Genomic DNA, 26,203 nt, shown 5'->3' on the forward strand with positions numbered 1-26,203 from the left:
TGAAGACGGGCAAAAGCCCGGTGGTACGTGGTCCCGTCCTAACTCTTAACTCTTAATTCTTGATTCTTAACTCATCACTCATCACTTTTCCCTATGACCATCTACGGCGTTGCTATCCTGGCGTTTTGCTATGTCATCGGCCAACTAACGGGCGAATTGCTGGGTCACCTGATTGGCATTGAGGCCAATGTAGGTGGCGTCGGTTTTGCCATGCTGCTGCTCATTCTGGTCAATGACTGGTTTACGAAAAAGGGTTATATGGACAAGCTGACCGAAAGCGGTATACAGTTCTGGAGTCAGCTATATATCCCGATTGTGGTAGCCATGTCGGCCATTCAGAACGTAAAATTGGCGGTATCCAGCGGGATTATTGCCATACTGGCCGGTACTATACCCGTCCTGCTCTGCGTAGCGACCATCCCATTACTCACCAAATTAGCCAGGCCCAAATCCGCCGACCCATATGAACATCATCACCCGGTTTCCTGAGAAAAACGGCCTGGTTATCGCCTTTCTGATGGTGGGGCTGATTATGTACGGCTCGGCCATCCTGTCCCGGCGACTCACCAATCGGAAAATACCGGGTTCGGCCATCGCCATTTTCGCGGGTCTGGTGCTGGCGTATGTCGGTGGCCTGTATTCGGGTGGCGAAAAGGGGCTGGCTGACCTGAAACTATTCTCTGGTTTCAGTTTGCTGGGCGGTTCCATGTTTCGCGATTTTGCCATTGTCTCCACGGCTATGGGCGCGAGTTTCGTAGTCATGAAGCAGACCGGCTGGGTAGGAGCCTTATCGCTGTTCATCGGTATCGTACTCTCGTTTATCGGCGGGGTGGCGGTTGCCCTGTTTTGGGGCTATACCGACGCGGTCAGCCTGACCACCATCGGGGCCGGGGCCTGTACCTATATTGTCGGGCCGGTAACGGGTGCGGCCATCGGGGCCAGTTCCGATGTGATGGCGCTGAGCATTGCCGCCGGGCTGGTGAAGGCTATTTTTGTAACAATTGCCACCCCTTTTATGGCTCGGTTTATCGGCCTGGATAATCCCCACACCGCCATGATATTCGGAGGCCTGATTGGAACAACAAGTGGTGTTTCGGCGGGTCTGGCCGCTACCGACCCTAAGCTGGTACCTTATGGAGCACTGACGGCTACGTTTTACACCGGGCTTGGCTGCCTGGTCTGCCCCTCGGTGCTGTATTTGCTGATGCGTTTTCTGTTTAACGGATGACGACTATGAAAAAATCGCTGACCTTTGCTTTCATTTTGTTATCGCTGGTATCAATGGCGCAGAACCGGGATCCCGATGTTGACAAGCTGGCGATCCAGTCCTCCAGATACTGGCTGGACATCGACTATGTAGGCGACGGCATAGTAGGGCATCGTTTGGATATTCACTTGCCGAAAAACGGTGCCGGCCCTTTCCCCATTGTCGTTTGTATCTACGGCAGCGCCTGGCGTTCCAACTCGTCAAAGGGGGCCACATTTTCGACCGGCTTAGGGCAGACCCTGCTGGAGAATGGTTTTGCCGTAGCGAGCATCAACCACCGATCAAGCAGCGACGCCACATTTCCGGCGCAGATTCAGGATGTAAAAGCCGCGGTACGCTTTGTGCGGGCCAACGCTGCCCGGTTCGGACTGGATAATTCGTTCATCGGCATCACGGGCTGGTCGTCGGGCGGTCATTTGTCGGCCTTAACCGGCACGACTAACGGAGTAAAAAAAGAGACTATCAACGGCTTGGAGGTCGACATTGAAGGAAGTCTGGGCAAATTTACGCAGACCGGCAGTCAGGTCGACGCGGTGGTGGACTGGTTCGGGCCGACGGATTTTCTCATTATGGATAGCTGTGGCAGTTCCTTTTCGCACAACGAAGCGAAGTCGCCGGAGTCGTTGCTGATGGGTGGGCCTATTCAGGAGAACAAAGATAAAGTGGCGCTGGCCAATCCAATCAGTTATGTTCGCCGAGGGAATCCGCCGTTTTTGCTTTTTCACGGTAACAAAGACCCGCTGGTGCCCCATTGTCAGAGTGAAAAGCTGTTTGAGAAATTACAGGCAACCAGCGTCAAAAGTGAACTGGTCATTGTGCCGGAAGGAGGGCACGGGCCGGGCGTACTGATTGACGCGTATTACAACAAAGCCATTGCTTTCCTGAAAGCCCAGCGGGATGTCGTTGCCGGTAAGCGCTGAAACAGTGGCTCAGACAAACAATGCCTTCAGGTCGAGTGTCAGGCCGGGCAGTACACCGGAGGTGAGCCGACCTTCTTCCGTAGACGCGGCACTCAGCAGTTGGTATTGGCCTTCCTGTAGCGTAAAGATTTCGATAAAGCTGTCGGCGGGATCGACCAGCCAGTATTCCTGTACACCAAAGCGGGCATACAATTCCTTTTTCGTCACCCGGTCGCGGTACACCGACGAGGGTGAAATTACCTCCATCACCAGCGCCGGAACGCCCATGACACCATCTTGGGTGATGATAGATGCATTTGCCAGCGGCACAAACACCAGGTCGGGCTGCGGAGCTGTGTATTCGTCCAGAAAGACAGCAACAGGGGCGAAAAGGACTCTCCCTAACTGAGCTTGTTTGACAAAAGCTTTGACCTGGTCATATAACTCTGCCAAAATAAGTTGGTGTTGCGGGGAGGGGGCTTTCTTTTCACGAGGTCACCGTCAAGTAGTTCGTACTGGTGGGTATCCGCATCGTCGAACGCCATCTGGTGAAATTCGGCCACGGTCAGTTTGCGGGTCTCAGCGTTGGCATTCATGGCAGCGGCTGGTTTTTACAAGTATAACGATTTACAAGCCGAATGGGTGGGCTTTTATCTATAGGCTACGGGTTTTGCAGCCTGGTTTCAGGACTCAGCGCCTGCATCGGTAAAATTAACGCAACGATATTAGCTAAGGAATTTGACACATACACGTAGAACCGTAAATTGGCAGCCAATTCCAATCTTACCTATTTCTATGACAACAGCCATTGACTCGTCTACGCAGCAGAAAATAGACCGCTGGTTATCGGGCAACTACGATGCCGATACCAAAGCCGCCATTCAGAAAATGATGGATAGCGGCAGTTCAACCGACCTGATCGACTCCTTTTATAAAGACCTTGAATTTGGTACCGGTGGCCTCCGGGGCATTATCGGCGTCGGCTCCAACCGCATGAACCGCTACACCGTCGGGGCAGCTACCCAGGGGCTGGCCAATTACCTGAACGCTGCTTTTCCCAATGAGCAAATTAAAGTAGCCATTGCCCACGACAGTCGCCGGATGAGCCCGGAGTTTGCCCGGATTGTGGCTGACATTTTCTCTGCCAACGGCATTGAGGTCTACCTGTTTAAAGAACTCCGCCCAACGCCCGAACTGTCGTTTGCCATCCGGCACCTGGGCTGTCACAGTGGCGTGGTCGTTACGGCCTCGCATAACCCGCCGGAGTACAACGGCTACAAAGCATACTGGACAGACGGGGGGCAGGTGGTAGCGCCCCACGATAAGAACATCATCGCTGAGGTGAATAAGATCCAGTCTATCGATGATATTAAGTTCGACGGGGTGCCCGAGCGAATCCACATGATCGGCGAGGAGGTCGATGATGTGTATGTGAAACACGTAAAGGCAAACTCGATCAACCCGGATGTGATTGCCCGTCAGAGCGGCATGAAAATCGTATATACGCCTATTCATGGCACGGGCATTACGCTGGTGCCCCGCGTGCTGAAAGAACTTGGCTTTACCAGCGTACATATTGTGGAAGAGCAGTCGGTACCCGACGGTAACTTCCCGACCGTATCATACCCCAACCCCGAAGAGCGCGAAGCCATGCGCCTGGCCCTGGAACTGGCCAAATCAATCGATGCCGACCTGGTGATGGCAACCGACCCGGATGCCGACCGTGTAGGCGCGGGTGCCCGCAACCACCACGGTCAGTTTGAGTTGCTGAACGGCAACCAGATGGCCAGCCTCATTATTTATTACCTCCTGAAAGCCTGGAAAGAAGCCGGTAAACTGACAGGCAAAGAATTCGTGGCCAAAACTATCGTGACCACCGACCTCATCGACAAAATGTGCGAGCAGCAGGGCGTGAAGTGCTACAACACGCTGACCGGCTTTAAGTACATTGCCGAGGTTATCCGCGAACTGGAAGGCAACGAGCAGTTTATCGGCGGGGGCGAAGAAAGCTACGGTTACCTGATTGGCGACTTTGTGCGGGATAAAGACGCCGTTGCTTCCTGCGCCATCATTGCCGAGCTGACGGCCTACGCCAAAGACAATGGCAAGAGCCTGTTCGACCTGCTGATGGAAATGTATATGGAGAGCGGCTTCTACTACGAAGCCCTGGTGTCGCTGACCAAGAAAGGCAAAGCAGGTGCCGAGCAGATTCAGCAGATGATGGCCGACTTCCGCGCCAATCCGCCCAAAGAGATTGCCGGCGTACCCGTGGTGCGGATGGACGACTACAAGCAACTGAAGCGCACTAACGTACAGACTGGAGAGACCACCGACATTGAAGCCGGACGCATGGGTATCGAATCGTCCAACGTGCTTCAGTTCTTCACCGCCGATGGGTCTAAAATATCAGCCCGGCCGTCGGGAACCGAGCCGAAGATCAAATTCTACGTCAGCGTAACGGAGCCGCTGAAGAGCAAGGAAGAATTCGATCGTGTTTATGGACAATTAAAAGAAAAGGTAAACCAGATTGTGGATGCGCTTAACCTGAAATAATAATATTAGAAAAGCGCTAATGAAGCGGCCTGCTTATTTAGCAGGCCGCTTTTTCTGTATTAAAGCAAAATTAAAAATTGATTAAACTAGTAAGATTCTTATATATAGTTTGATTAGCTAAAGTTCTAAAGCTATTTTTGATGTAAAACCTGGAGTAGTCTCCAGGAATTCATCTTTTTTCTTTTTCTCTAATCATTCTACCATGAAACACGCTTACCAAAAGCTGAGGGGGGGTTGTGTGCTCTCTCTACTGGCTTTGTGCTGGCTATTGAGTGTAGGGGCTATGGCTCAGGACCGGCGCATTACCGGTCGCATTACCGACAGCAACGAAAATACGCCCCTACCCGGTGTAAACGTAGTTGTCAAAGGCACCCAGACGGGGGTAGCCACCGATGCCGATGGCCGCTTCACCCTGAATGTTCCCACCGGCCGTGATGTACTCACCATCTCTGCTATCGGCTACCTGACCCAGGAAGTCAACATCGGCAACCGCAACACCCTGACTATCTCGCTTCAGTCCGACACCAGAACCCTCTCCGAGGTGATCGTAACCGGTTACGGTACGCAGCGCAAGAAAGACATTACCGGTGCCGTGACGGTGGTAAAAGGAGCCGAACTTACGGCTATTCCGGCCGCCAGCTTAGCGCAACAGTTGCAGGGGCGTGCCGCCGGGGTAACGGTTGGTAACGACAACTCGCCGGGTGGCGGTACGATGGTGCGTATCCGGGGATTTGGCACAATCAACAACAACTCTCCGCTCTACATCGTCGACGGTGTACCGACAACGGGTAACCTCAACAACATTAACCCCAACGATATTGAGAGCCTGCAGGTGCTGAAAGATGCATCGGCCGCTTCCATCTACGGGGCACGTGCCGCCAACGGTGTGGTCATCATCACCACCAAGAAAGGCCGCCCGGGTGAGCCAAAAATCACCTTCGATATGTATACCGGCGTGCAGCAGCCCGGTAAGTTTCTGCCCCTGTTGAACTCGGAGGAGTTAGGTCAGCTGATCTGGGAGTCGGAGAAGAACGTGGGCCGTACGCCTAATCATGGCCAGTACGGGAACGGTGCAACCCCCCGTATACCTGACTACATCTACCCATCGGGTGCGATGGAGGGTGATCCCCGGATTCAGCGTGATGCCAACGGCAATTTCCTTAATTATACCTACGATCTGAATGATCCGGAGCTGGGCAGAACCAAGTTCATGATTACCAAGGCCAACAAGGAAGGAACCAACTGGCAGGATGTAATCTTCGATCCGGCTTCTATTTCCAACTATCAGTTGGGGGCCAGCGGTGGAACCGATAAAGGTTCTTACGCCATCTCGATGAACTACTTCAACCAGAACGGTATTCTGCGCTATACGGGCTACAAGCGATACTCACTGCGGGCTAATACGGAGTTCAAGGTTAGAAACCGGGTACGTATCGGCGAAAACTTTACCGTTTCGTACGACGACCGCATTGGTATCACCAACAACGACGAATCGAACCCGATTGCGTTTGCTGTACGGAGCCACCCACTGATTCCGGTGTATGACGTGATGGGCAACCTGGCCGGTGCCAAAGGGTTGAACCTGGGTAACGCCCGTAACCCTCTATCCGATCCGTTCCGGGCGAGAGACAATGGTACCAAAGGTGTTCACCTGTTTGGTAATGTCTTTGGGGAAGTGGACCTGCTGAAAGGATTGACCTACCGGTCTAGCTTCGGTGTGGAGTATAACCTGTACAATACCAGTGCCTATACTCCGCGTGACCCAGAGTCGCCGGAAGCGCGGAATGCCAACAACCTGACGGTATCCAACAGCTACGATAACTCCTGGACCTGGTACAATACGCTGACGTATAACAAGGCTGTCGGTGTGCATAACTTCAACTTCCTGGCAGGTACCGAGGCCATTGCTACGTACTCGTTTGGTTTCAACGCCACCCGCAGTAACTACGCCTTTGATGATATCGACTATCGCTACCTGAATGCCGGTAGTCCGCTGGGTCTGCAGAACAGCGGTGGTGGTGCCAACCGGACACGCCTGTTCTCGCTTTTCGGTAAGGTAAACTACTCGTTCAAGGACCTGATCCTGGCCGACTTTACCCTGCGTCGTGACGGTTCTTCCCGTTTTGGTCTGGGTAGCCGCTATGCCACCTTCCCGGCTGCCAGCGTGGGTTTCCGGCTGACTGAGCTGGACGCTATGAAGAACATCAGCTTCCTGTCGGATCTGAAGCTGCGTGCCGGCTGGGGTAAAACAGGTAACCAGAACATTCCGAACATCTACAACGGGTACACCCTGTATGAGTCGCAGCCGACCAATAACCATTACGACATCAACGGGGCCAAGACCTCCATTGTCCCCGGTTTTGACCTGGTGCAGTTTGGGAACCCGAACGGTAAGTGGGAAACCACAACCTCAACCAACATTGGTTTCGATGCCAGCCTGTTGAACAACAAACTGGAAGTGGTATTCGACTGGTACATCCGGAAGACAACCGATATGCTGAACCAGGTTGCCATTCCCCTGACCCAGGGTGTCGCTACGGTGCCGTTTACCAACATTGGTGACATGGAGAACAAAGGTATCGATCTGAGCATCAACTACAATGGCAAAGCACTGGGCGGTGAACTCCGCTACTCAATCGGTGGTAACATCTCCGGCTATCGTAACAAAGTCCTGAAGCTCAACGACGATCCGAACTCCCTGAAATTTGGTTTCGGAACCCGTTTGCCGGCTATGAGTGCTACCAAAGTCGGTTATCCGATCGGATCATTCTATGGCCTGTACCAGGACGGTATTTTTCAGACCGACGAAGCGGCTAAAGCAGCTCCGCAGTTTGGTACGTATAACCGGGCCGGCTCGTTTATCTTCCGGGATACTAACGGCGACGGCGTTGTCAATGCCTCCGACCGTGACTTTATCGGTAACCCGCACCCGAACTTCAGCTACGGTCTGAACATAAACCTGGGCTACAAGAATTTCGATCTGACGATGTTCGGGCAGGGTGTGCAGGGCAACGACATCTTCAACTACATGAAGTACTGGACCGATTTCCAGGTGTTCCAGGGCAACCGCAGCAAGCGAATGCTGTATGATTCATGGCGCCCCGGCAAGACGGATGCCATCCTTCCGCAGCTTCGCTCAACGGATGCAACCAGCCAGCAGGTGTCAACGTACTTCGTAGAAAAAGGTTCTTTCTTCCGGATGAAGAACCTGCAGCTAGGCTACAACATTCCGGCCGGCTTACAGCGTCGCTTAGGTATTGGTCAGACCCAGATTTATGTGCAGGCCCAGAACCTGTTCACAATTACCAAGTACAGTGGTCTTGATCCGGATATTAACCTGCGTCGTTCCGGTAACGACAACCAGGATATTCACCTGGGTGTTGATGAGGGCGCTTATCCGGTGGCCAAAATGTTCCTGGCGGGTCTTCGTCTGAGTCTCTAATTCATTTCCTTTCATTCTGATCTCATTTCTTTGCAATAAAGAGTATGAAAAAAACAGTCATTCTCGCTTCCATGCTAACCGTGGGGTTAGTCACCTCCTGTAGCGAGTCCTTCTTAGACGTAAAACCGCAGGGGGTAGCTTCCCTGGATCAGCTTACCAACAAGACCGGGGTGAACGCCCTGCTGATTGGTGCCTACTCCCTGCTGGATGGTATCGGCTCCGGTACTACCGACTGGCACGCAGCCGTCTCCAACTGGGTATATGGCGGGGTTACGTCCGATGATGCCTACAAAGGTACCGACGCCGGTGACCAGCCGGAGATATCGTTCATGGAGCGCTACGAAGGTCAGGCCAACCTGGCTCACATGACCGGTAAGTGGCGCCACACCTTCGATGCTATCTCGCGGTGCAACGAAGTGCTGCAGGCCGTAGAAAAGGCAAAGGATATGACCGATGCCGAAAAGCGGCAGGTGATTGCTGAAGCTCGTTTCCTGCGGGGGCACTACCACTTTGAAGGCAAAAAGATGTGGAACATGATTCCGTACATCGACGAGAAGATCTATAGCGCCGTTGACGCGAACTCGACCAAGATTCCAAACGATAAGAGCATCTGGCCGAACATTGAAGCGGATTTCAAAGCGGCCGCCGATGTGCTGCCGGAAACGCAGTCGCAGAAAGGACGCGCCACCAAATTTGCTGCTATGGCGTATCAGGCTAAGGCCCTTATGTTTCAAAACAAATTTGCAGAAGCTAAACCGCTGCTGGAAGCCATTGTCAACAGTAACCGGTACCGGCTGGTCGATTTCCACGATAACTTTCGGGCGGCAACCAACAACAATGCCGAATCTGTTTTTGAAGTACAGTTTTCGGTAAATGATGGTACTACCGGTGCCAATGGTAACGCTGGCGAGACCCTCAACTGGCCATACTTTTCCGGGGCACCGGGTGGTGGCTGTTGTGGGTTCTACCAGCCGTCGCTGAACCTGGTGAATGCTTATAAAACCAGCGCCAACGGCCTGCCACTGCTGGATACGTTCAATGACAGCGATCTGAAAAATGACCAGGGCGTGGCGGCCAATGCGGCCTATACACCGGATAATACCACACCGCTCGATCCGCGTCTGGACTGGACCGTTGGCCGCCGGGGTATTCCGTTTCTGGACTGGGGGCCGATGCCGGGTGTAACCTGGGTTCGGGACCAGAACTACGGAGGACCTTATATCGGGATGAAGTGGATGTACTACCGGAGCGAAGAAGGGACCAATACGCACTCGACCAACAAGCGCCGGGTAGCCAACAACTACCGCATGATCCGGCTGTCGCACGTGCTGCTCTGGCTGGCAGAATGTGAAGTAGAGGTGGGAAGTCTGGATAAGGCACGTGACCTGGTGAACATGATCCGGAAGCGGGCCAAAGACAGCAAATACGTAACCAACGCCAATGGCACGCCGGCGGCTAATTATGTAGTTGATGTGTATCCGGCCAGCTCTCCGATGTTTGCCAGTAAAGCAACCGCCCGTCAGGCTGTTCAGTTTGAAACGCGTCTGGAGTTTGCCATGGAAGGTCACCGGTTCTTTGATCTGGTACGCTGGGGCATCGCCGATCAGGTACTGAACAAATACATAGAAGCCGAGTCGAAAAAGCGGACGTATCTGGCCGGTGCCAAATTCACCAAAGGCAAAAACGAATACTTCCCGCTGCCGATCGACGAGATCACCAACAGCTCCAAGAACGGTACCCCCACGCTGAAGCAGAATCCGGGGTACTAAGAGGAGTTTGAAGTTTAAGATTTGAGGTTGTTAAAACTAACAACGGCAAAGCATAGAAAAACACTGAGCCGCGTGTTTACATGCGGCTCAGCCTTTTTTATGACCAATAACTACTTGTATTGAGTGAAGCGGTTGTGGTTTGAAACCTGCTCCGTAGGAGCCAGCGGTTTGTAGCATCTAAAACCACAACCTCTTTACTCAATACACCCACTTTCTCTATCAAGCCTGACAGCTCTACAAACCTCAAACCGCCGGGCGGCCCCGTTCAAACTTCAAACCCCTCCCCGTTCGGCTGCTCTCCAGGGCCAGCTCCATAATCCGGATGGTGGTGTAAGCCTGTTCGGCGGTGACCTCCGGCCCGCTTTCGCCGACGATGGCGCGGTAGAGGTTGTCGTAGAAATGGTGGTAATTGCCCCGCCGGCTGGGTATGGTTTGTTTGCCTTCCGGCGTGGTGAGGGTGCCGTACTGGCTTTCGGGTTCCTGACCCCAGTCGGGGGTATTGGGCAGAATGTTTTTGCGCTGTGTTTCTTCCTGAATGTCCAAACCGTGCTTTACAAATGAGCCTTTGGTACCGTGAATAACGTAGCGCAGGCTATTGTCGGCCGCCAGCATGTTCGATTTCAGAATTACGCGCTTGTTGGGGTAGAAGAGCCGGATGTCGAAGTAATCGTCCAGCACCCCGCCGGGCCGTACCGTACGCACCTCGGCAAAGACCGCGTCGGGCACGCCGAACAGCAGCACCGCCTGATCGATCAGGTGGGGGCCGAGGTTCAGCAAATTGCCGCCCCCTTCGGGATCGAGTTCTTTCCACGAGTTCAGCACATCGGGGCGGTAGCGGTCGAAATGGGCTTCGTATTCGACCACATCGCCCAGCTTATGCTGTTCCAGCAGTTGCTGAATGGTCAGAAAATCGGCATCGTAGCGCCGGTTCTGGTAGGGAATAGCTACCAGCCCTTTGGCTGTTGCCAGATCGAGCAGTTCGCGCGCCTGCTCCGAGGTGTTGGCAAACGGCTTTTCGATCAGCACGTGCTTGTCGGCTTCCAGGGCCGCTTTGGCGTAGGGGTAGTGGGTGTCGTTGGGCGAGCCTACAATGACCAGGTCAATGGCAGGGTCGCTCAGCAGGTCTTCGTGGCTGCGGACAGTCTGGATGGCTGGATCAAACGCCTGCGCATCGTTGCGGTGCCGCTCCACCACTTTGGCCAGTTTGAAATAAGGATTCACGGTAAGAAAAGGCGCGTGAAAATAGCGTCCCGAGAGGCCGAAGCCGATTAAACCAACCTGAATGGTACGTGACATACGGTTTTGTCGTAACTTGTAAAGTCTAAACTATGTGTTTCTGTCATTTATGAAAAAAGAGCATCTGAACCCTGCTTCTACCATTGAGCGCCGGCAATTTTTGAAAACAACGGCCGGCATTGCTTCTTTTTTTATCGTTCCCCGCCACGTGCTGGGCGGTCGTGGCTTTACCGCACCCAGCGATATGGTTTCTCTGGGCTTTATCGGAACCGGCAAACAGAGCGGCTCCCTCCGGCGCAACTTCCTGCAAACGGGCGAAGCTCAGATCCTGGCGGCCTGCGATGTACACCGGACAAAGCTCAACACGTTTGTCGATGCCGTAAAAGCATTCTATACCGAAAAGGGGCAACCGTATGTCAACGGTATACAAACCTACAGCGATTTTCGCGAACTGCTCAGCCGCAACGATATTGATGCCGTGGTGATTGCCGCTCCCGATCACTGGCATAGTGCCCTTGCCATCAAAGCAGCCGCAGCCGGCAAAGATGTTTACTGCGAAAAACCTTTAGCGCTGACCGTTGCCGAAGGTCGGGCGATGGTAGATGCCGTTCGTAAGCACAAGCGGGTGCTGCAAACCGGCAGTATGCAGCGGTCGTGGAGCGAGTTCCGGCAGGCGGTCGAACTGGTCCGCAACGGCTATATTGGTGAGCTGAAGACCATACGGGTAAACGTGGGCGGCCCCCCAAAAGATTGGGATCTGGCTGCCGAGCCTACACCAGAAGGACTGGACTGGAACGCCTGGCTTGGCCCCAACACCATCGAACGGCCGTACAACAACCAACTCGCCCCACCGCTGAGCGCTACTTTCTGGCCTAACTGGCGGATGTACAAAGAATTTGGCGGGGGCGGCATGACCGACTGGGGCGCCCATATGTTCGACATTGCGCAGTGGGGAATGGACATGGATGGGTCCGGTCCTACGGAGATCATTCCGACCAGCGAAGGCGGCAAACCCGGTCTGACCTACCGCTACGCCAACGGAGTGACTATGCTCCACGCACCGGTAGACGGCAAACAGTACTGCCACTTTATTGGCACCGAAGGCGAAGTGAAGGTGGCCCGGGGCGAACTGACTACCACGCCTGCAAGCCTGAAAGATAAGCCGATGGGCGAAAGCGACAAGCGTGTATACTTTAGCGATAACCATTACAAAGACTTCTTCAAAGCCATCCGCACCCGGCAGAAGCCGATTTGCGATGTAGAGGTCGGTCACCGCACGGCATCGGTCTGCAACATCGGCAACATTGCCTACCAGCTAAACCGGCCCCTCCGCTGGAATCCGGAGAAAGAGAAGTTCACCGGCGACGCCGAAGCCAACCGGCTCCTGAGCCGCCCCATGCGGAAGGTGTAACGTACGGACAAATCCAGAAAACGCTATCTTTGCGGCTCAAACAACATCGGGTGCATGGGGTTGATAATGCAAAGTATCGATGATTTAGACGACGTAGCCCGCCGTCTGCTCGACGAGGGAAGAGATTGTACGGTGTGGTTGTTTGAGGGCGAAATGGGAGCGGGCAAAACGACCCTGATAAAGGCCCTTTGCCGGGCGTTGGGGGTAGTGAGTATGGTACAAAGTCCTACCTTCTCCATCGTCAACGAATATACCACGCGTACGGGTGAGTCTATCTATCATTTCGATTGCTACCGGCTGCGCAACGAAGCCGAAGCGCTCGACATCGGTATTGAAGAATATTTTGATTCAGGCAACTTTTGTTTTATCGAGTGGCCGGAGCGGATTGCCTCGCTATGGCCACCCTGCTATTACCGCGTACAAGTAACGGCCGACCCGACCGGCCGGCGAAGCGTCGAACGGGAGAAAATACTGGCATGACCGGATTTGAAGAATTAGCGAAACAGACCGTCCTGTATCCGCAGGAAGCACCACTGGCCGTAAAAACCAGCAAACATGGTTTGGCCATTGGCTTACCCAAAGAGGTATCGTTTCAGGAGAACCGCATTGCGCTCACCCCGGAGGCTGTGGCCATTCTGGTGCGCAATGGGCATAGCGTTCTCTACGAAAAAGGAGCCGGTGAGGGGGCCAAATTTACGGATACCGAATACAGTGAAGCCGGCGCACAAGTGGTCTACTCGCCAAAGGAGGTGTATGAGGCCAATCTGATTCTGAAGGTCGAGCCGCTGATCGACGGTGAATTTGAGCTGATTAAACCCGGTAGCACCTTAATTTCGGCTCTGAACCTGCCGGCCCACGAACGCGATTACTTCGAACGGCTCAATAGTCGCAATATTACCGGCATCGGCTATGAATACATCGAAGATGAAGCCGGTGGCATGCCGGTTATCCGGATGATGAGCGAAATAGCCGGCTGTACCGTGCTGCTTATTGCCGGCGAATTCCTCAGCAGCAGCAGCAACGGCCGGGGTATTATCCTGGGCGGTATTACCGGTGTGCCACCGACCAAAGTGGTGGTCCTCGGCGCGGGTACGGTTGCCGAATACGCCGTTCGGTCGGCATTGGGCATGGGGGCCGATATTAAGGTGTTCGACAAACACCTCTTTAAACTCCAGCGGTTCAAATACGCCATCGGACAGAACCTGTACACCTCCATCATCGACTCCGATACCCTGACGGAGGCCATCGAGCGGGCCGATGTGGTGATCGGGGCGATGCGGGCCGAAGACGGGCTAAGCCCTATAGTGGTAACGGAAGAAATGGTATCCCGCATGAAGCCGAACTCCGTAATCATCGATGTGGCCATCGACCAGGGAGGGAATTTTGAAACGTCCCGGATGACATCGCACAAAGACCCGATTTTCCGCAAGCACGATATCATTCATTACTGCGTGCCCAACATTGCCGCCCGGGTAGCCCACACGGCCAGTATGGCGCTGAGTAACATCTTCCTGCCGTTTCTGCTGCAAACGGGTACGATTGGTGGTATCGAAGAAATGATGTATGCGAACCGTTGGTTCATGAAAGGTGTTTATACCCATAAAGGCACCTTAACCAATGCTTATATCGCCAAGAAGTTCAACATGCGCTATAAAGACCTCGAACTTCTGCTGGCAGCAAGATTTTAAACGTAGTCGATAGTGGTTAGTCGTTAGTCGTTAGTGGCTGACGCCGGAGGCACTAACGACTAATGTCTAACCACTATCGACTAACCCATGATTCACCATAGCAACGAAAATACATTACTCGACGATGCGAACTCGCCGGAGATCAACAAGAAGCTGATGGGCGAGATTTCGGGTGATTTCGTGCTCGTGGCCGACCACCTGAAAGAAGCATCGTACCAGATCCGGAAGCGTGGTTTCTCGGAGTACCCCATCTTCATCCTGGCCCGGAACGAAGTGCCTGTCGGGCAATTGCTGATCGGTAAAAACGAACTGGCTAACCAGTGGCACTACAAAGCCTCGCTGCTGGACGAATTTGTGCAGCTAAACTTCATCGGACCGGAATCGGTCGATCTCTTTAAGGAGAACTATAAAAATCCGGACGAATACTGCTGCCTGTTTGTGATTCAGGGCGACTTTGCCGGGTTTGTCTACGTTCCGTATCCGGAAGATTAACCGGTTGCGTAAGTAAGATTTATTAATGCCGGGCCCTAACCCGGCGTTTTAGTTATGGATCGCACTACCAGCACTTAGCGTATACCGGTATTGTACTTTCCAGTTTTTTTTGCCTTATTTTGAGGGCAAAAAGAGCACCCGGCATGACACGGATACCCCTGGAAAAGCGGCTTGTCAACGTGGATGATCAGCAGTGCTGGGCGGAATACCGCGCCGGGAGCGAAGCCGCGTTTACCGAATTGTCCCGCCGGTATTACCGCAAACTGGTGCATTACGGGCTGAAGTTTACCTCCGACGTTCAGGTGGTTGAAGACGCGCTGCAGGACGTACTCGTGCATTTGTGGCTGCACCGGCAGTCGGTCAGTGAGACGCCTTCCGTGAAATTTTACCTGATGAAGGCCTTCCGCCATCAGTTGTTCAAAAGCCTAAAGCGCCTGCCGACGCTGACATCGGAAGAAGACCGCCTGGGGTCGGAACTGCCGGAGTTTTCTGCCGAGGAGGTGCTGATTCAGCAGGAGGAAACCCAGCAGCAACAGTATAAAGTCAGCCAACTGCTTGCTTCGTTGCCCCCCCGGCAGCGCGAGGTCATGTACCTGCGGTATTACCAGGATTTACGTGTCGACGAAATTGCTCAACTGCTGAGCATCAAACCGCAGTCGGTCAGCAACATTCTCCAGCGCTCGCTGGCGAACCTGCGCGAAAACTGGCACCTCATTATTCTTTCTCTGTTCCTGGCCCTGGCCGGCGTCTGCTGAGGGGTTCTGCATTTTTTTGTCAATATTTTTTACTTACCTGAGTATCCGCAGCCCATTTCGGGATAATAGCTATAAAAGGCCGCTTCCTGGCCTGCCGCATTCTCTATGAACAACAGTACCTACCTTGACCAGTTATTGGAAAATGCCCGCTTTCGGGCGTGGGTGTTGGGCGAGCAGCCCGACGATACCGCCTATTGGCTGGCGTGGATGGATAATGATCTGGCCCGGCAGGAAGCCGTACAGCAGGCGCGTCAGCTCCTGACAGGACTCCAGGGAAAACCCGTAGACCTGTCGGATCAGCACATCAATAGCCGGATACAGCAGGCGCTGACGCAGGCCAAAGAACAGGAGAACGAAGCGGTTGCAACTCGTCCTTTATACCCCCAGTGGCGGTATGGGTGGGTGGCGGCTGCTGTGGTCCTGCTGCTGGCCGGCTTCGGGCTGTTCCGCTACCAGACGCGGGAAGCGGCTGCGGTGTATACCCGGCAGGTTTCGGAAGCCGGCGAGGAAACGCTGGTTGAGGAAGTGGTCAACCGAAGCGCACAACCACGCCATATTCGTTTGCCGGACAACAGTTCCGTGGTGCTGCGGCCAAACAGCCGGTTGCGTTTCCCCAAACACTTTGACGCAGCGAAGCGGGAGGTGTACCTGACCGGCGAAGCCTTCTTTGAAGTCACCCGCCACCCCGAACAGCCGTTCTTTGTGTACGCCAATGAACTGGTGACGAAGGTACTCGGGACCAGTTTTAGCGTCCGGGCGTACGAGAAAGATCCCAATGTGGTGGTGGTGGTTAAAACCGGAAAGGTATCAGTATTTGCCCAGGCCGACCAGGTGTCGCAGGAGCTGCGCAACAACCACGAACTCACCGGCATGGTGCTGGCACCCAACCAGCAGGCGGTTTTTCAGCGGGCAGAGGTCCGGCTGATGCGGAGCATTGTCGATAACCCCAAACCGGTGGCGCAGACTATCGAGAGCCAGACGTTCGAATTTGAGTCTACGCCCATTGCCCAGGTGTTTGCCGCACTCGAAAAAGCCTATGGCGTCGATATCGTGTTCGACGAAGACGCCATGGCCAACTGCAGCATTACGGCTAAACTGGGTGATGAGCCGCTATTTGATAAGTTGAAATGGATCTGTACGATTACTGAAGCCTCGTATGAGGTGACCGACGGTCAGATTATTGTATCCGGAAAGCCCTGTCTGTAACCAACCTGCCAATGTACCGCTATGCTTCGCCCGAACACCTCGTAAGCCCGTAAAAAAGGGTGAACAATGTTCCCGCATCGTTCACCCTGTGTTCAATCCCCTTTTTGTCGCGGCTAAACGAACGTCCTATGCAGGATGATGGGGATTTGTTTTGCCAGTTTTTTCCAAACCAGCTAACCAGTCAAATTTATGAAAAAAAGAATACGCTCGCACCGACGCTGGCGAATGATTATGCGAATCAGTCTTCTGCAAGGTATACTGGGGCTCCTGTTGGTGAGTTTCTCGTTTGCGCACGAGGGGCAGGCGCAGGAACTGCTGAACCGGACCCTGACGCTTCAGGTGAAGAACCAACCTGTGGGAATGGTGCTCAACCAAATCGAGAAAGCCGTTGGTGTAAACTTTATGTACAGTCCGGAACTGATCCGGGCTACCCGCCGGGTGTCGATCCGTACGCAGGATAAGCGGCTGTCGGAGGTGCTGACCGAATTGCTGCAACCCCTTAATATCGCCTACGAGGTGGTGGGGCAGCAGATCCTGCTGAAACGCAGCCCGGCCACCAAAGTCGGGCTGGTACCCGAAGCGGTGAAGCCAGAAACCCTGCTCAGCGAAGCGCCGGCCGACCGGACCATAACGGGACTTGTGACCGACGAAAAAGGGGAAGGGCTGCCGGGGGTGAGCATTCTGGTGAAAAACACCAATCGGGGCACCACCAGCGATACCGACGGGCGCTACCGCATCACCGTGCCGGATGGGCCGGCCACGCTGGTGTTTTCGTACGTCGGCTACCTGACCCTGGAACAGGCCATCGGCAGCCGGAGTCAGCTTAATGTGTCGCTCCGGGTGGATGATAAAACGCTGAGCGAGGTGGTTGTGGTGGCGTTCGGCGAGCAGCGCCGGCGCGACCTGACGGGCTCCATTTCGTCGTTGGGTTCGGCGGATATTCGCGCCAATACGGCCGCCAGTCCGGATGTGGCTTTGCAGGGACGTGCCGCCGGTGTTCAGATTACCCAGGCGGGCGGTACACCCGGTGGCGCGGTACGCATTAACGTGCGCGGGGTGGCTTCCATCAACTCAAACTCCCAGCCGCTGATCGTGATTGACGGGCAACCGGTCAACAGCAGCGCCTTTGGGGCCGGTGGCGTGGCCATGAACCCGCTGTCGGAGATCAACCCCGACGATATTGAGTCCATTGAAGTCTTGAAAGATGCGTCGGCCTCCATTCTGTTTGGTTCCCGGGCCGCCAACGGGGTTATCCTGATCACGACCAAAAAAGGGGCAAAGGGCAAGCCAAAATTTGACTTAAGCTACCAGCAAGGCGTAAATACCCCGACCAACCGGGTCGAGATGATCGACAACGGAGCGGATCATTTCAACATCCTGAAACGGGCCGCCCGCAACAACCTACAGGCCGGCCTGAACCCGGCCTCGTCCAACCTGGCAAACCTCTTGCCGACCGGTATCCTGCGCGGCTCCCTGCCGCCCGCCTTCGACAACCGGCTGATCGACTCAACCACGCTGTACAATACCAGCACCAACTGGCTCGACCAGGTGCTGCGGCAGGGTAAATTCCAGCAGGCAACGCTGGGTATCGGGGCCGGTACCAACAAACTGTCGGTGTATGCCAGCGGCTCCTACCGCAACGAAGACGGTATCGTGATCGGGCAGGGCCTGCGCCGGCTGACCGGGCGGATCAATGTGGAGTATAGCCCGATTAAAATGTTGCGGGTGGGGGCCAATGTGGCGCTCAACCGCATCGACAACGAGGCCATTCCGCTGGGGAATTCGTACCAGTACGGGCTTACCTCGGCCCTGCCTGCCTATCCGGTGCAGTTGCCGGACGGCTCGTATTTCAACGGAATTGCCAACGGAACCAATAACACCCAGAGCATCGGCACGAATCCGGTCTTTTACCGCGAGCACTATTCCAACGTAGCCACGACGTATCGCAACATTAACACCTTTTTTGTCCAGCTGGAGCCCATCCGGGGCCTGACACTCCGCACCGAGGTAGGCACCGATCGCCAGCGGACCATCAACGACATTCTGCTCAATGCTACCCTGTACCCGAGAGGCATCCAGGGCGCAGAGCGGAACGGTGAAGGCCGCGCCGAAAACCGCAATGTGCTGAACCGCAACCAGAACTGGAACAACACCAGCAGCTACACCCGGCAGCTCGGCAGAGACCACCGCCTGACGGTATTGCTGGGGAATAACCTCCAGAACCGCATCTCCGATAACGAGACCTACATTACCGAGCGTGTACCAGACGGGGCCAAAACAGGGCTGGATACCACCCGCACGGTCATCTTTAACGATGAAATCTCGTTCCGGTTTGTCTCGTTCTTCGGGCGGGTCAACTACGCCTACAAGGACCGGTATCTGTTCGAGGCCAGCTTGCGGTCGGACGGCTCGTCGCGCTTCGGCCCCGAAAACCGCTGGGCTACGTTTCCCGGTATGTCGGTGGGCTGGGTCATCAGCGAGGAGGAGTTTCTGCGCAACAGTTCGTTTATCAACTTCCTGAAACTGCGGGGTAGTTACGGTCTTACGGGAAATGCCGAGATCGGCAACTTTGCCTGGCAGAAAACCTTTACGTATGTCGGCTACAATGCCGCCATCTACGGTGGTATTCAGGGTGGGCAGTTTACCAACCCCGGCAACTCGGCCCTGACCTGGGAATCGACAAAGCAGTTTGATTTGGGGCTGGAGTTTACGCTGCTCAACAAGCGCATCAGCGGTACGCTGGATTACTACAACAAAGACTCCGACGGCCTACTGCTCAACTATGCGCTGGGAGCCCTGTTCGGTACCATCAATAACTCCATGACCATCAACCTGGGCTCGGTGCGCAACCGGGGGGCAGAACTGAGCCTGACCACCCGCAATGTGGCAAAATCGCATTTCCGTTGGACAACCGATTTCAACATCAGCCACAACCGGAATACCGTGCTGAGTACCTATTCGGCCCCGTTCCTGAACTATCCGTTCCAGGTGGTGGCCGGCCCCAGCATTGCTACACCCGGATACCCGTTGGGCAATTACTACATGGCCCAGTTTGCCGGCTTTGATCCCGTAACGGGCAATGAGCTGTTCTATGAGCGTGACCGCGTGGTGTTTGGGAACACCGGCCAAACCGTAAAAACGGGAGCGCTGTGGGATGGAACCATCAACAACCAGTCGGGCAACAACCAGTTTATCCTCGAAAACCGAACGCCGTATCCGGTCTTCTTTGGTGGCCTGACCAACAGTTTCCAGTTCAGGCATGTGGACATCAGCTTCCTGTTCTACTACCAGTACGGCAACTGGATTTATGACCAGGGTGAGCGGAATCAGAGCTATCCGTCCACCGGTCAGGTCCTGCGGGCCAACAGCGCCGGCATCGGCAGCCTGCGCAACGAACTGAACCGGACCGAAGGCGCGTACCGGCTGCAGTGGAACGCCAACGCCCGCACCATCGAATCATCCCGCTTTCTGCACGACGGCTCGTTTATCCGCCTGAAAAACGTGCAGGTCGGCTACTCGCTGCCGTCGGCGCTGGCCAAGAAGGCATTCCTGCGAACGGCCCGGATTACGCTGACGGGCCAGAACCTGCTCACCTTCACCAAATTCAGAGGCTGGGACCCGGAAGTATTTCGCAACGGCGGGGCCGACGGCGCTACGGCGACTCTGTCGCCCGGTGTGACGAATAACGACCTGCCGCAGGTGCGGACTATTCTGGTGGGTGTCAACTTTGGCTTTTAAGACTATTCCCGACAAGCAAGACTTTTAACAAGATGCGATTGACTCAAATACTCAGTCTGTGCGGGGTGGCTGCCGTGGCAATCAGCGGCCTTTCCTGCAAAAATTATTTAGACGAGGTATCGTCCAAAACCCTGATCCAGGCCGAGAACGTGCGCACCGTGCAGGAACTGGACATCCTGATGACCGGCGCTTACTCGGGCATTGCAAGGGAAGTGGCCTTCGGCGGCAACGCCCCGCTCATTGGTGACCTCTTTGCCGACCTGGTGGCCGTCAACAACATCAACTACCGCAACAGCCCCAGCCGGTCGTCGCTGGTGTATACCTGGACGCAGCGGGAACTCGACTACGGCCTCAACGGGGAGTTTTTACAGTGGTCGACGTTCGGGCTGAACAATGCCAACAACGTGCTGGAGATTCTGCGCAGCGGGCAGGTGCAGACGCCGGGTGAAACTGATCCGAGGCTGGATATTAACCAGCAGCGGGGCCGGATTGAAGGCGATGCCCGGTTTGTGCGGGCATTGTGCATTTTTGAACAGACCCGGCTGCTGGGCTACCCCTGGGGGCATACGCCCGACAACTCGCATCCCGGCCCGGTGGGCAGCTACCGGTCCGTTGCCAGCTTCGGCGATCTGGCCTACCCGCGCCTGAGCGTAAAGGCCGCCTACGACAGTGTGCTGAACGACCTGCGCATGGCGGAGCGCCTGCTGCCGGAACGCTACGACCCGGCCCTGCATCTGCCCGATATGCAGCCTCGGGCTAATAAGTACGCGGCTCTGGCGCTGATGGCGCGGGTGTACTGGCAGCAGGATAATGTAGACAGTTGCCTGGCGGTGTGCAACCGGCTGCTGGGTTCGGGTAATAACAACCGCTTCCCGCTGGTGGCCGGTAATCTGATGCCGGCGCAGCTTTTTCAGCGCACCGGCATTACGCCGACTACCAACTCGGCCAACCGGGATGAGGTAATCTTTGAACTGGTAAACGTGGTTGGGCGTAACTCCCGCACCACCAACGGGGCCCCGCTGCGGACCCATTTTACGCTGCAAAGTCCGTATACGGCCGCGCAACTGGCCAATGTCAACAATCTGACCTCCGGCCCTAACCTGCGGATGAGCCAGCGCTTTAAGACCCTCGCCAACTTTGACCGGACGCGGGACCTGCGGTACCGGACGCTGATTGATACCAGTCAGGCCACCACGGCTGCAGCCGCCTGGAACAGCCCGAACCGGCTTTGGTTTAGCCGGAAATGGGGTTCGCTGGGAACCACCAACCTCGGTCCGGTGCAGGGGGTAAACTCCAACGTGGTGATGTACCGTTCGGCCGAATTCCTGCTGATGCGGGCCGAAATGAACCAGCGTAAAGGCAACACCCCCCTGGCGCTGAACGACCTGAATGCCATTCGCACACGGGCGGGGCTCCCAGCGCTTGCCACGGCTCCGGCCAACCTGCTGGAGGAAATCCGGACGGAGTTTATCCGGGAAACCTTTAGCGAAGGAACGCGCATCCACGACCTGCGCCGGCTGCGGCAGCCGGTGAATCCGGGCGATCGGTCCACATCCCCCTCCGGCGTAGACTGCGCGTCCGCCAATTGCAGCGAATTGCCCTGGAACAGCCGCCTGCTGGTATTCCTGGTGCCGCAGTCGCTGATTGACCGTAACCCGCTGATGGTGCAAAACGATTAAATCTGTCAAACGCCGAAAACCATTATCTGACATGAAACCAACAAGCCTGGGTTCTGCGATATACAGTCTGTTATTGTTTGCCCTGACGTTCTGGGCGTGCGAGAATCCCCCTTTCCCAACCGTCACCAGCGACACCGCCCTCCGCGACCGGCTGAAGGGCATCTGGGTGCCGGTATCGCTCACGATGAAGTACCAGGTAGGCGCTACGCCCAATCCGCGTGATACCCTGGTGACGGTAACGCCCAACACCGCGCCTTTGCTGGTAGCCGGTCGGGCCAATCCGATTATGCCGTTTACCGATACGCTCTATCTGGCAGCCGCCACCGCCCGGTCGGATACGTTCTGGCTGGCCAACCGGGGCATTCGGCAGCAGGGTAATTTCTCGGCGGCTAAGGTGAATGATGCCGGTCAGGAAGCTATTCTGCTCCGGTTTGGTCGCCCGACCTACACCCGTGGGCAGGTCACCCGCTGGAATTATGATTTTGTCTTTCACGGAACGGTAGCGCCCAATGCGGCCAACGCCCCGGTCTACACCCCGGCATCGTACCCCAACTACGCGCCGACGATTGTGTCGCTGACCGATCAGCAGATGGTGCTTATGTTTAGCACCACGGGGACCATTAACGTGCCCGTGGTGCCGCTGACAGCCGCCAACCGGGATGTGAATGCCGCCTGGGCCGGACGCCCGATTGTCTTTACCGCCACCTATGCCAAACGGTAAGTCAACACAATCAAATTCTTTTCGGGTTGGCGGAAGTTCATTAATGCAGACTTCTTCGCCTGAATACGGCTACCGTACGGTATGAGGATACTACTTACGTTGCTTGTTCTCTGGCTGGGTATCAGCGTTGCCCCGGCGCAGGAGTTTGGTTCCTGGGACAAGCCGATACCGGATTTTGCGTCGTGGTGGGCACCCGTTCGGCCATTTACCCCCGTTACCCCTGGTGAGCACCCGCGGCTTCTCTTCCGGAAGCAGGACCTTCCGGCCCTGCGTCGGAAAGCGGAGACGCCCGAAGGCCGGGCGATGCTGAAACGGCTGCGGTACCTGCTCGATGGCGGCAACGGCGATGGCATGCCTAAAGCGTTCAACCCTGCGCCGGAAGCCTATGCCGCCGGGGGCGGGAAGAGCATCGTGGTCGACACGGCCGGGGTGTTTACGGTCGGCCATGTGGCCGGTTACGGGCTGCTGTACCAACTCACCGGCGATAAAACCTACGCGGAGCTGGGCCGCCGGTGCTTTGAACTGGCCCTACAGGGGCAGCGCGACCGCGACGACCGCTACAGTTACGTGAAGCCGGGAGGAGCCCTGCGGGCCGGGCCGGTACTGGGCTGGCTGGCGGTGGGTTACGACCTGTGTTACGACGGCTGGGACAACGCCACCGTCGAGCGGCTGGGGAAAGCGCTGGTTCACTACCAGGCGGGAATTACGCAGAAATACGGCAATAAAGAAGTTGACCTCGACGCCCTCGTAAGCGGGACCATGCCTCCCAAAAGCAACCATTACGGCATGCAGGTGGGTGGGGCCGCGCTGGTTTTGCTGGCGTTGCACCAGGAGCCGTGGGCAGACCGGGAGCGGATCGACCGGCTGCTGGAAATCAGCGGCCGGAGCATGGTGCATACCGTTACGCAGGGTTTCGGCGATGGGGGGTATTTTGCCGAAGGTGACGGAACGGGCTCCATGGCCTCGCATATCGTGTACCTCACGGCCCTACAGGCCTGGCGAAACACGATGGGTATGGACTTTGTCAATACCGGACGACCGAACGTATCTATGACCGCGCTGAAGTGGTTGTATCTGACCGTTATGCGGGATGGCAAACCCGAAGTCTGGCCCATCCGGGGTGGGTACCCCCACAACGTCTGGAGTCGGACGCTGTCGGGGGCCGGCTATGTCAGCGCTGCTTTCGGTATTCTGCCGCAGGCGCAGCAGGCTGCCTTCAAATGGTTTTACAACCACTTCTTGCTAGAACCGGACACCCGGGCCGGCACACCGTATGAGCCAAGTGTTTACCCGCAGTTAACGGTGAGTGCCTTCGTTAACTGGCCGCCGGACCTGCCCGAACGCAACCCCGCCGAGGTACTGCCGCTGTGCTACCGCGACAGCGTCTATGGCTTTTATGCCTGGCGCAACCGCTGGCGGGACGAGAACGACATCGTTGTTACCGCCCTCACTAAATCCGCGAAAGGTTACATGGGGGCCAAAGCCGATACGGCCCTGCATATCCTGGCGTATGGGAGGCAACTTACGTGGGGCCGAATCAGCAGCGAAGCGCAGGACTGGACGCGCTCACCGAAGGGCGAAACCAGCGTTTTGCGCTTCGCCGACGGCACGGCTATTGGAGTCGATTTATCCGGGAAAAGTGGGGCTGACCTGATGCTGGTCAGTTCCGGGGATGCAGAGGGGAAGAAGGTCCGGGTGGGCCGGCATACGCTGACATTTCGCTTTTTAACCCAGACACCACTGCCCAAAATCCGGGTGAAAAACCAGCAGGTATGGGTGAGGAAACAGCGGTTATCAATCGCCGGTGACGGGCGAATTTCCTTCAGGTCAATTCATTGACCGGGGCCTATTCATGCACCCACTTCACCCGCCAGGGGTCGTTGGTCATTTCCTGGAAGTTTTTCAAAGACGCCAGCAGCGTATCGTAAACGGCTTTGTACGCTTTGTTTCGGGCCAGATTGGTACGCTCCTGCGGGTCTTTTTCAAGGTCATACAGCTCATACGTCGGTCGGTGAATGTAGGCGTCTTTGGTGCGCGGCCCATACTGCGTTTTGCCCGACTTCAGAAAACCCTGCCAGGTGGCCGAACTCCATAAATCAGCCGCGAACGGAAAGGGCAGTTCGTGCGCCACATTCCAGATGAGTTTATAGCGTTTGGTTACCACCGACCGCATGGGGTAGTACATGGTCACCTCGTGAAAAGTGTGCGACAGAAATACCGTATCGCTTTTGAACGGCACCGGGTTCGGTCCGCCAATGGCGTCGAAATACCCTTTCCAGGATTTGCCGTGGTAGAAGCTGGTCGGCCCACGCTCGCCGAATTCGCCACCACCCTGCGGCCGGCTGGATTTGGCCATGGTGGGCGGATTCAGCCCGGCATAGTCCAGCAGGGTCGGGGTGACATCCACCCACGAAACCAGTTCGTCGCAGACCTGATTTTTACGATTGGAGAAGGGATTGCGGACGATGAGCGGTAGGCGGACGCCGGGCTCGTAATGGGTGGTCTTGGCACCGGGTACGGGCATGCCGTTGTCGGACAGGTAAATCACAATGGTGTTGTCCCACAGCCCCTGCTGCTTCAGCAGGTCAAACAGCTTTCCGATGCCCTGATCCATCCGCGAGACCGACTGGTAGTACTGCGCGAGCTCGGCTTTCGTTTCGGGCGCGTCGGGCAGAAAGTATGGCACCCGCAGGGAGTCCATGCCGTAGAGGGTTTCGGTCACGCCTTCATGGCCGTTGGGCCGGTTGCCGTGCGGATTGGCGCTGTAGGGTAGGTTTTTATTGCTGCCGGCCCGGTGCGGGTCGGTGGTGCAGAAGTACAGAAAAAAGGGTTTGTTGCGGTTGGCTTCCAGAAAACTGGCGCACTGACCGGCCATCTTTACCGGGTTGGAGCCGTCGTCGCTCAGGGCCTCGTCGAACGTATAGGCGCTCTCCGGCGCTACGTGGTATTTGCCGATGCGGGCGGTGGTGTACCCGGCTCCGTGGAGCAGAGCGGGTAGCGTTTTCAGCTCCTCATGTGAACGGAAATGGTGCGTAGCATGGGCCAGCCCATATTGCCCATTGTTGTGATTATGCCGCCCGGACAATAGCGTCGACCGACTGGGGCTGCACGATGAGGTGGTGGCATAGGCGCGGGTGAACCGGACCCCCTCCTTGGCCAGATAGTCTATATTAGGTGTTTTGGCCTGGGTGCGTCCGTCCAGGGTGGTATAGCAGCCGATGGCACTCAGGTCGTGGTCGTCGCCAACGATCAGGACAAAATTGGGCCGTGTTGGTGGCGTTTGGGCCAGCACGGCGCTGGTGATCAGAATAAGGAAAAAGGGTAGCTTCATAGTATTTCAGGCCGTA

General features: G+C 55.8%; 20 protein-coding genes. 16 read left to right on the top strand and 4 right to left on the bottom strand.

Features of this window, described 5'->3' with window-relative positions; genetic code table 11:
* The first annotated feature begins 93 nt into the window (after positions 1-93).
* Genes madL through ABD931_RS00115 form a run of 3 tightly spaced genes read left to right on the top strand, consistent with a single transcriptional unit; the run spans position 94 to position 2,187 of the window.
* Positions 94-489 carry a malonate transporter subunit MadL gene (gene madL / locus ABD931_RS00105; RefSeq protein ID WP_345262676.1) on the top strand — a complete coding sequence of 132 codons (396 nt, stop codon included), beginning with the start codon at positions 94-96 and terminating at the stop codon, positions 487-489.
* Positions 464-1,228, top strand: coding sequence for a malonate transporter subunit MadM (madM, locus tag ABD931_RS00110; protein WP_345262678.1), 765 nt, complete (start codon positions 464-466; stop codon positions 1,226-1,228). The genes madL and madM overlap by 26 nt, the downstream gene beginning before the upstream one ends.
* A gap of 5 nt (positions 1,229-1,233) precedes the next feature.
* A complete protein-coding gene (locus tag ABD931_RS00115; protein WP_345262680.1) occupies positions 1,234-2,187 on the top strand; it encodes a prolyl oligopeptidase family serine peptidase in 954 nt (317 codons plus the stop codon).
* Positions 2,188-2,196: 9 nt separating this feature from the next.
* Here the strand turns inward: ABD931_RS00115 and ABD931_RS00120 are convergent, their stop codons facing one another.
* Entirely contained in the window at positions 2,197-2,619 is a 423-nt protein-coding gene (locus tag ABD931_RS00120) for a Uma2 family endonuclease (protein WP_345262682.1), read from the bottom strand.
* Positions 2,568-2,762 (bottom strand): hypothetical protein, encoded by a 195-nt coding sequence (locus tag ABD931_RS00125; protein WP_345262684.1) that lies wholly within the window; start codon positions 2,760-2,762, stop codon positions 2,568-2,570. Before ABD931_RS00125 ends, ABD931_RS00120 begins: the two co-directional genes overlap by 52 nt.
* A 199-nt stretch (positions 2,763-2,961) precedes the next feature.
* Here ABD931_RS00125 and ABD931_RS00130 point away from each other — a divergent pair, with 199 nt between their 5' ends.
* The 3 genes from ABD931_RS00130 (at position 2,962) to ABD931_RS00140 (ending at position 9,930) form a co-directional block, all read left to right on the top strand.
* Positions 2,962-4,719, top strand: coding sequence for a phospho-sugar mutase (locus tag ABD931_RS00130; RefSeq protein ID WP_345262686.1), 1,758 nt, complete (start codon positions 2,962-2,964; stop codon positions 4,717-4,719).
* 202 nt (positions 4,720-4,921) lie between these two features.
* Positions 4,922-8,161 carry a SusC/RagA family TonB-linked outer membrane protein gene (locus ABD931_RS00135; RefSeq protein WP_345262688.1) on the top strand — a complete coding sequence of 1,080 codons (3,240 nt, stop codon included), beginning with the start codon at positions 4,922-4,924 and terminating at the stop codon, positions 8,159-8,161.
* Positions 8,162-8,205: 44 nt separating this feature from the next.
* Complete coding sequence (locus ABD931_RS00140) at positions 8,206-9,930, top strand: RagB/SusD family nutrient uptake outer membrane protein (protein WP_345262690.1); 1,725 nt, start codon at positions 8,206-8,208, stop codon at positions 9,928-9,930.
* A 243-nt stretch (positions 9,931-10,173) separates the two neighbouring features.
* Here the strand turns inward: ABD931_RS00140 and ABD931_RS00145 are convergent, their stop codons facing one another.
* The gene (locus tag ABD931_RS00145; protein WP_345262692.1) at positions 10,174-11,226 is read right to left on the bottom strand and encodes an oxidoreductase; all 1,053 of its coding nucleotides are present in this window, start codon (positions 11,224-11,226) and stop codon (positions 10,174-10,176) included.
* 49 nt (positions 11,227-11,275) lie between these two features.
* Between ABD931_RS00145 and ABD931_RS00150 the strand changes: the two genes are divergently transcribed.
* From ABD931_RS00150 to ABD931_RS00195, 10 genes are all read left to right on the top strand, one after another.
* Positions 11,276-12,577 carry a Gfo/Idh/MocA family protein gene (locus ABD931_RS00150; protein ID WP_345262694.1) on the top strand — a complete coding sequence of 434 codons (1,302 nt, stop codon included), beginning with the start codon at positions 11,276-11,278 and terminating at the stop codon, positions 12,575-12,577.
* A gap of 54 nt (positions 12,578-12,631) precedes the next feature.
* Complete coding sequence (gene tsaE / locus ABD931_RS00155; protein ID WP_370469293.1) at positions 12,632-13,057, top strand: tRNA (adenosine(37)-N6)-threonylcarbamoyltransferase complex ATPase subunit type 1 TsaE; 426 nt, start codon at positions 12,632-12,634, stop codon at positions 13,055-13,057.
* Complete coding sequence (locus ABD931_RS00160; RefSeq protein ID WP_345262698.1) at positions 13,054-14,265, top strand: alanine dehydrogenase; 1,212 nt, start codon at positions 13,054-13,056, stop codon at positions 14,263-14,265. The genes tsaE and ABD931_RS00160 overlap by 4 nt, the downstream gene beginning before the upstream one ends.
* Before the next feature lie 87 nt (positions 14,266-14,352).
* Entirely contained in the window at positions 14,353-14,757 is a 405-nt protein-coding gene (locus ABD931_RS00165) for a hypothetical protein (RefSeq protein WP_345262700.1), read from the top strand.
* A gap of 143 nt (positions 14,758-14,900) precedes the next feature.
* The gene (locus ABD931_RS00170; protein WP_345262702.1) at positions 14,901-15,512 is read left to right on the top strand and encodes an RNA polymerase sigma factor; all 612 of its coding nucleotides are present in this window, start codon (positions 14,901-14,903) and stop codon (positions 15,510-15,512) included.
* Between the two features lie 105 nt (positions 15,513-15,617).
* A complete protein-coding gene (locus ABD931_RS00175) occupies positions 15,618-16,718 on the top strand; it encodes a FecR family protein (protein ID WP_345262704.1) in 1,101 nt (366 codons plus the stop codon).
* 189 nt (positions 16,719-16,907) lie between these two features.
* Positions 16,908-20,456 carry a TonB-dependent receptor gene (locus ABD931_RS00180; protein ID WP_345262706.1) on the top strand — a complete coding sequence of 1,183 codons (3,549 nt, stop codon included), beginning with the start codon at positions 16,908-16,910 and terminating at the stop codon, positions 20,454-20,456.
* A 38-nt stretch (positions 20,457-20,494) separates the two neighbouring features.
* On the top strand, positions 20,495-22,135 hold the full coding sequence (locus ABD931_RS00185) for a RagB/SusD family nutrient uptake outer membrane protein (RefSeq protein WP_370469294.1): 1,641 nt from the start codon (positions 20,495-20,497) through the stop codon (positions 22,133-22,135).
* A gap of 31 nt (positions 22,136-22,166) precedes the next feature.
* Positions 22,167-22,856 carry a hypothetical protein gene (locus ABD931_RS00190; RefSeq protein ID WP_345262710.1) on the top strand — a complete coding sequence of 230 codons (690 nt, stop codon included), beginning with the start codon at positions 22,167-22,169 and terminating at the stop codon, positions 22,854-22,856.
* A gap of 81 nt (positions 22,857-22,937) precedes the next feature.
* A complete protein-coding gene (locus ABD931_RS00195) occupies positions 22,938-24,695 on the top strand; it encodes a hypothetical protein (RefSeq protein ID WP_345262712.1) in 1,758 nt (585 codons plus the stop codon).
* Between the two features lie 7 nt (positions 24,696-24,702).
* Here ABD931_RS00195 and ABD931_RS00200 read toward each other — a convergent pair whose 3' ends face one another.
* Positions 24,703-26,187 (bottom strand): sulfatase family protein, encoded by a 1,485-nt coding sequence (locus tag ABD931_RS00200; RefSeq protein ID WP_345262714.1) that lies wholly within the window; start codon positions 26,185-26,187, stop codon positions 24,703-24,705.
* Positions 26,188-26,203: the final 16 nt, after the last annotated feature.

This window comes from Nibrella viscosa, from assembly GCF_039541875.1.
In the GTDB taxonomy this organism is placed as follows: Bacteria; Bacteroidota; Bacteroidia; order Cytophagales; family Spirosomataceae; genus Nibrella; species Nibrella viscosa.

Bases quoted from the DNA above. Each gene is read 5' to 3' on its own strand.
- madL (WP_345262676.1), top strand. From the start codon at position 94: ATGACCATCTACGGCGTTGCTATCCTGGCGTTTTGCTATGTCATCGGC.
- madM (WP_345262678.1), top strand. From the start codon at position 464: ATGAACATCATCACCCGGTTTCCTGAGAAAAACGGCCTGGTTATCGCC.
- ABD931_RS00115 (WP_345262680.1), top strand. From the start codon at position 1,234: ATGAAAAAATCGCTGACCTTTGCTTTCATTTTGTTATCGCTGGTATCA.
- ABD931_RS00125 (WP_345262684.1), bottom strand. From the start codon at position 2,762: ATGAATGCCAACGCTGAGACCCGCAAACTGACCGTGGCCGAATTTCAC.
- ABD931_RS00130 (WP_345262686.1), top strand. From the start codon at position 2,962: ATGACAACAGCCATTGACTCGTCTACGCAGCAGAAAATAGACCGCTGG.
- ABD931_RS00135 (WP_345262688.1), top strand. From the start codon at position 4,922: ATGAAACACGCTTACCAAAAGCTGAGGGGGGGTTGTGTGCTCTCTCTA.
- ABD931_RS00140 (WP_345262690.1), top strand. From the start codon at position 8,206: ATGAAAAAAACAGTCATTCTCGCTTCCATGCTAACCGTGGGGTTAGTC.
- ABD931_RS00145 (WP_345262692.1), bottom strand. From the start codon at position 11,226: ATGTCACGTACCATTCAGGTTGGTTTAATCGGCTTCGGCCTCTCGGGA.
- ABD931_RS00150 (WP_345262694.1), top strand. From the start codon at position 11,276: ATGAAAAAAGAGCATCTGAACCCTGCTTCTACCATTGAGCGCCGGCAA.
- tsaE (WP_370469293.1), top strand. From the start codon at position 12,632: ATGGGGTTGATAATGCAAAGTATCGATGATTTAGACGACGTAGCCCGC.
- ABD931_RS00160 (WP_345262698.1), top strand. From the start codon at position 13,054: ATGACCGGATTTGAAGAATTAGCGAAACAGACCGTCCTGTATCCGCAG.
- ABD931_RS00165 (WP_345262700.1), top strand. From the start codon at position 14,353: ATGATTCACCATAGCAACGAAAATACATTACTCGACGATGCGAACTCG.
- ABD931_RS00170 (WP_345262702.1), top strand. From the start codon at position 14,901: ATGACACGGATACCCCTGGAAAAGCGGCTTGTCAACGTGGATGATCAG.
- ABD931_RS00175 (WP_345262704.1), top strand. From the start codon at position 15,618: ATGAACAACAGTACCTACCTTGACCAGTTATTGGAAAATGCCCGCTTT.
- ABD931_RS00180 (WP_345262706.1), top strand. From the start codon at position 16,908: ATGAAAAAAAGAATACGCTCGCACCGACGCTGGCGAATGATTATGCGA.
- ABD931_RS00190 (WP_345262710.1), top strand. From the start codon at position 22,167: ATGAAACCAACAAGCCTGGGTTCTGCGATATACAGTCTGTTATTGTTT.
- ABD931_RS00195 (WP_345262712.1), top strand. From the start codon at position 22,938: ATGAGGATACTACTTACGTTGCTTGTTCTCTGGCTGGGTATCAGCGTT.
- ABD931_RS00200 (WP_345262714.1), bottom strand. From the start codon at position 26,187: ATGAAGCTACCCTTTTTCCTTATTCTGATCACCAGCGCCGTGCTGGCC.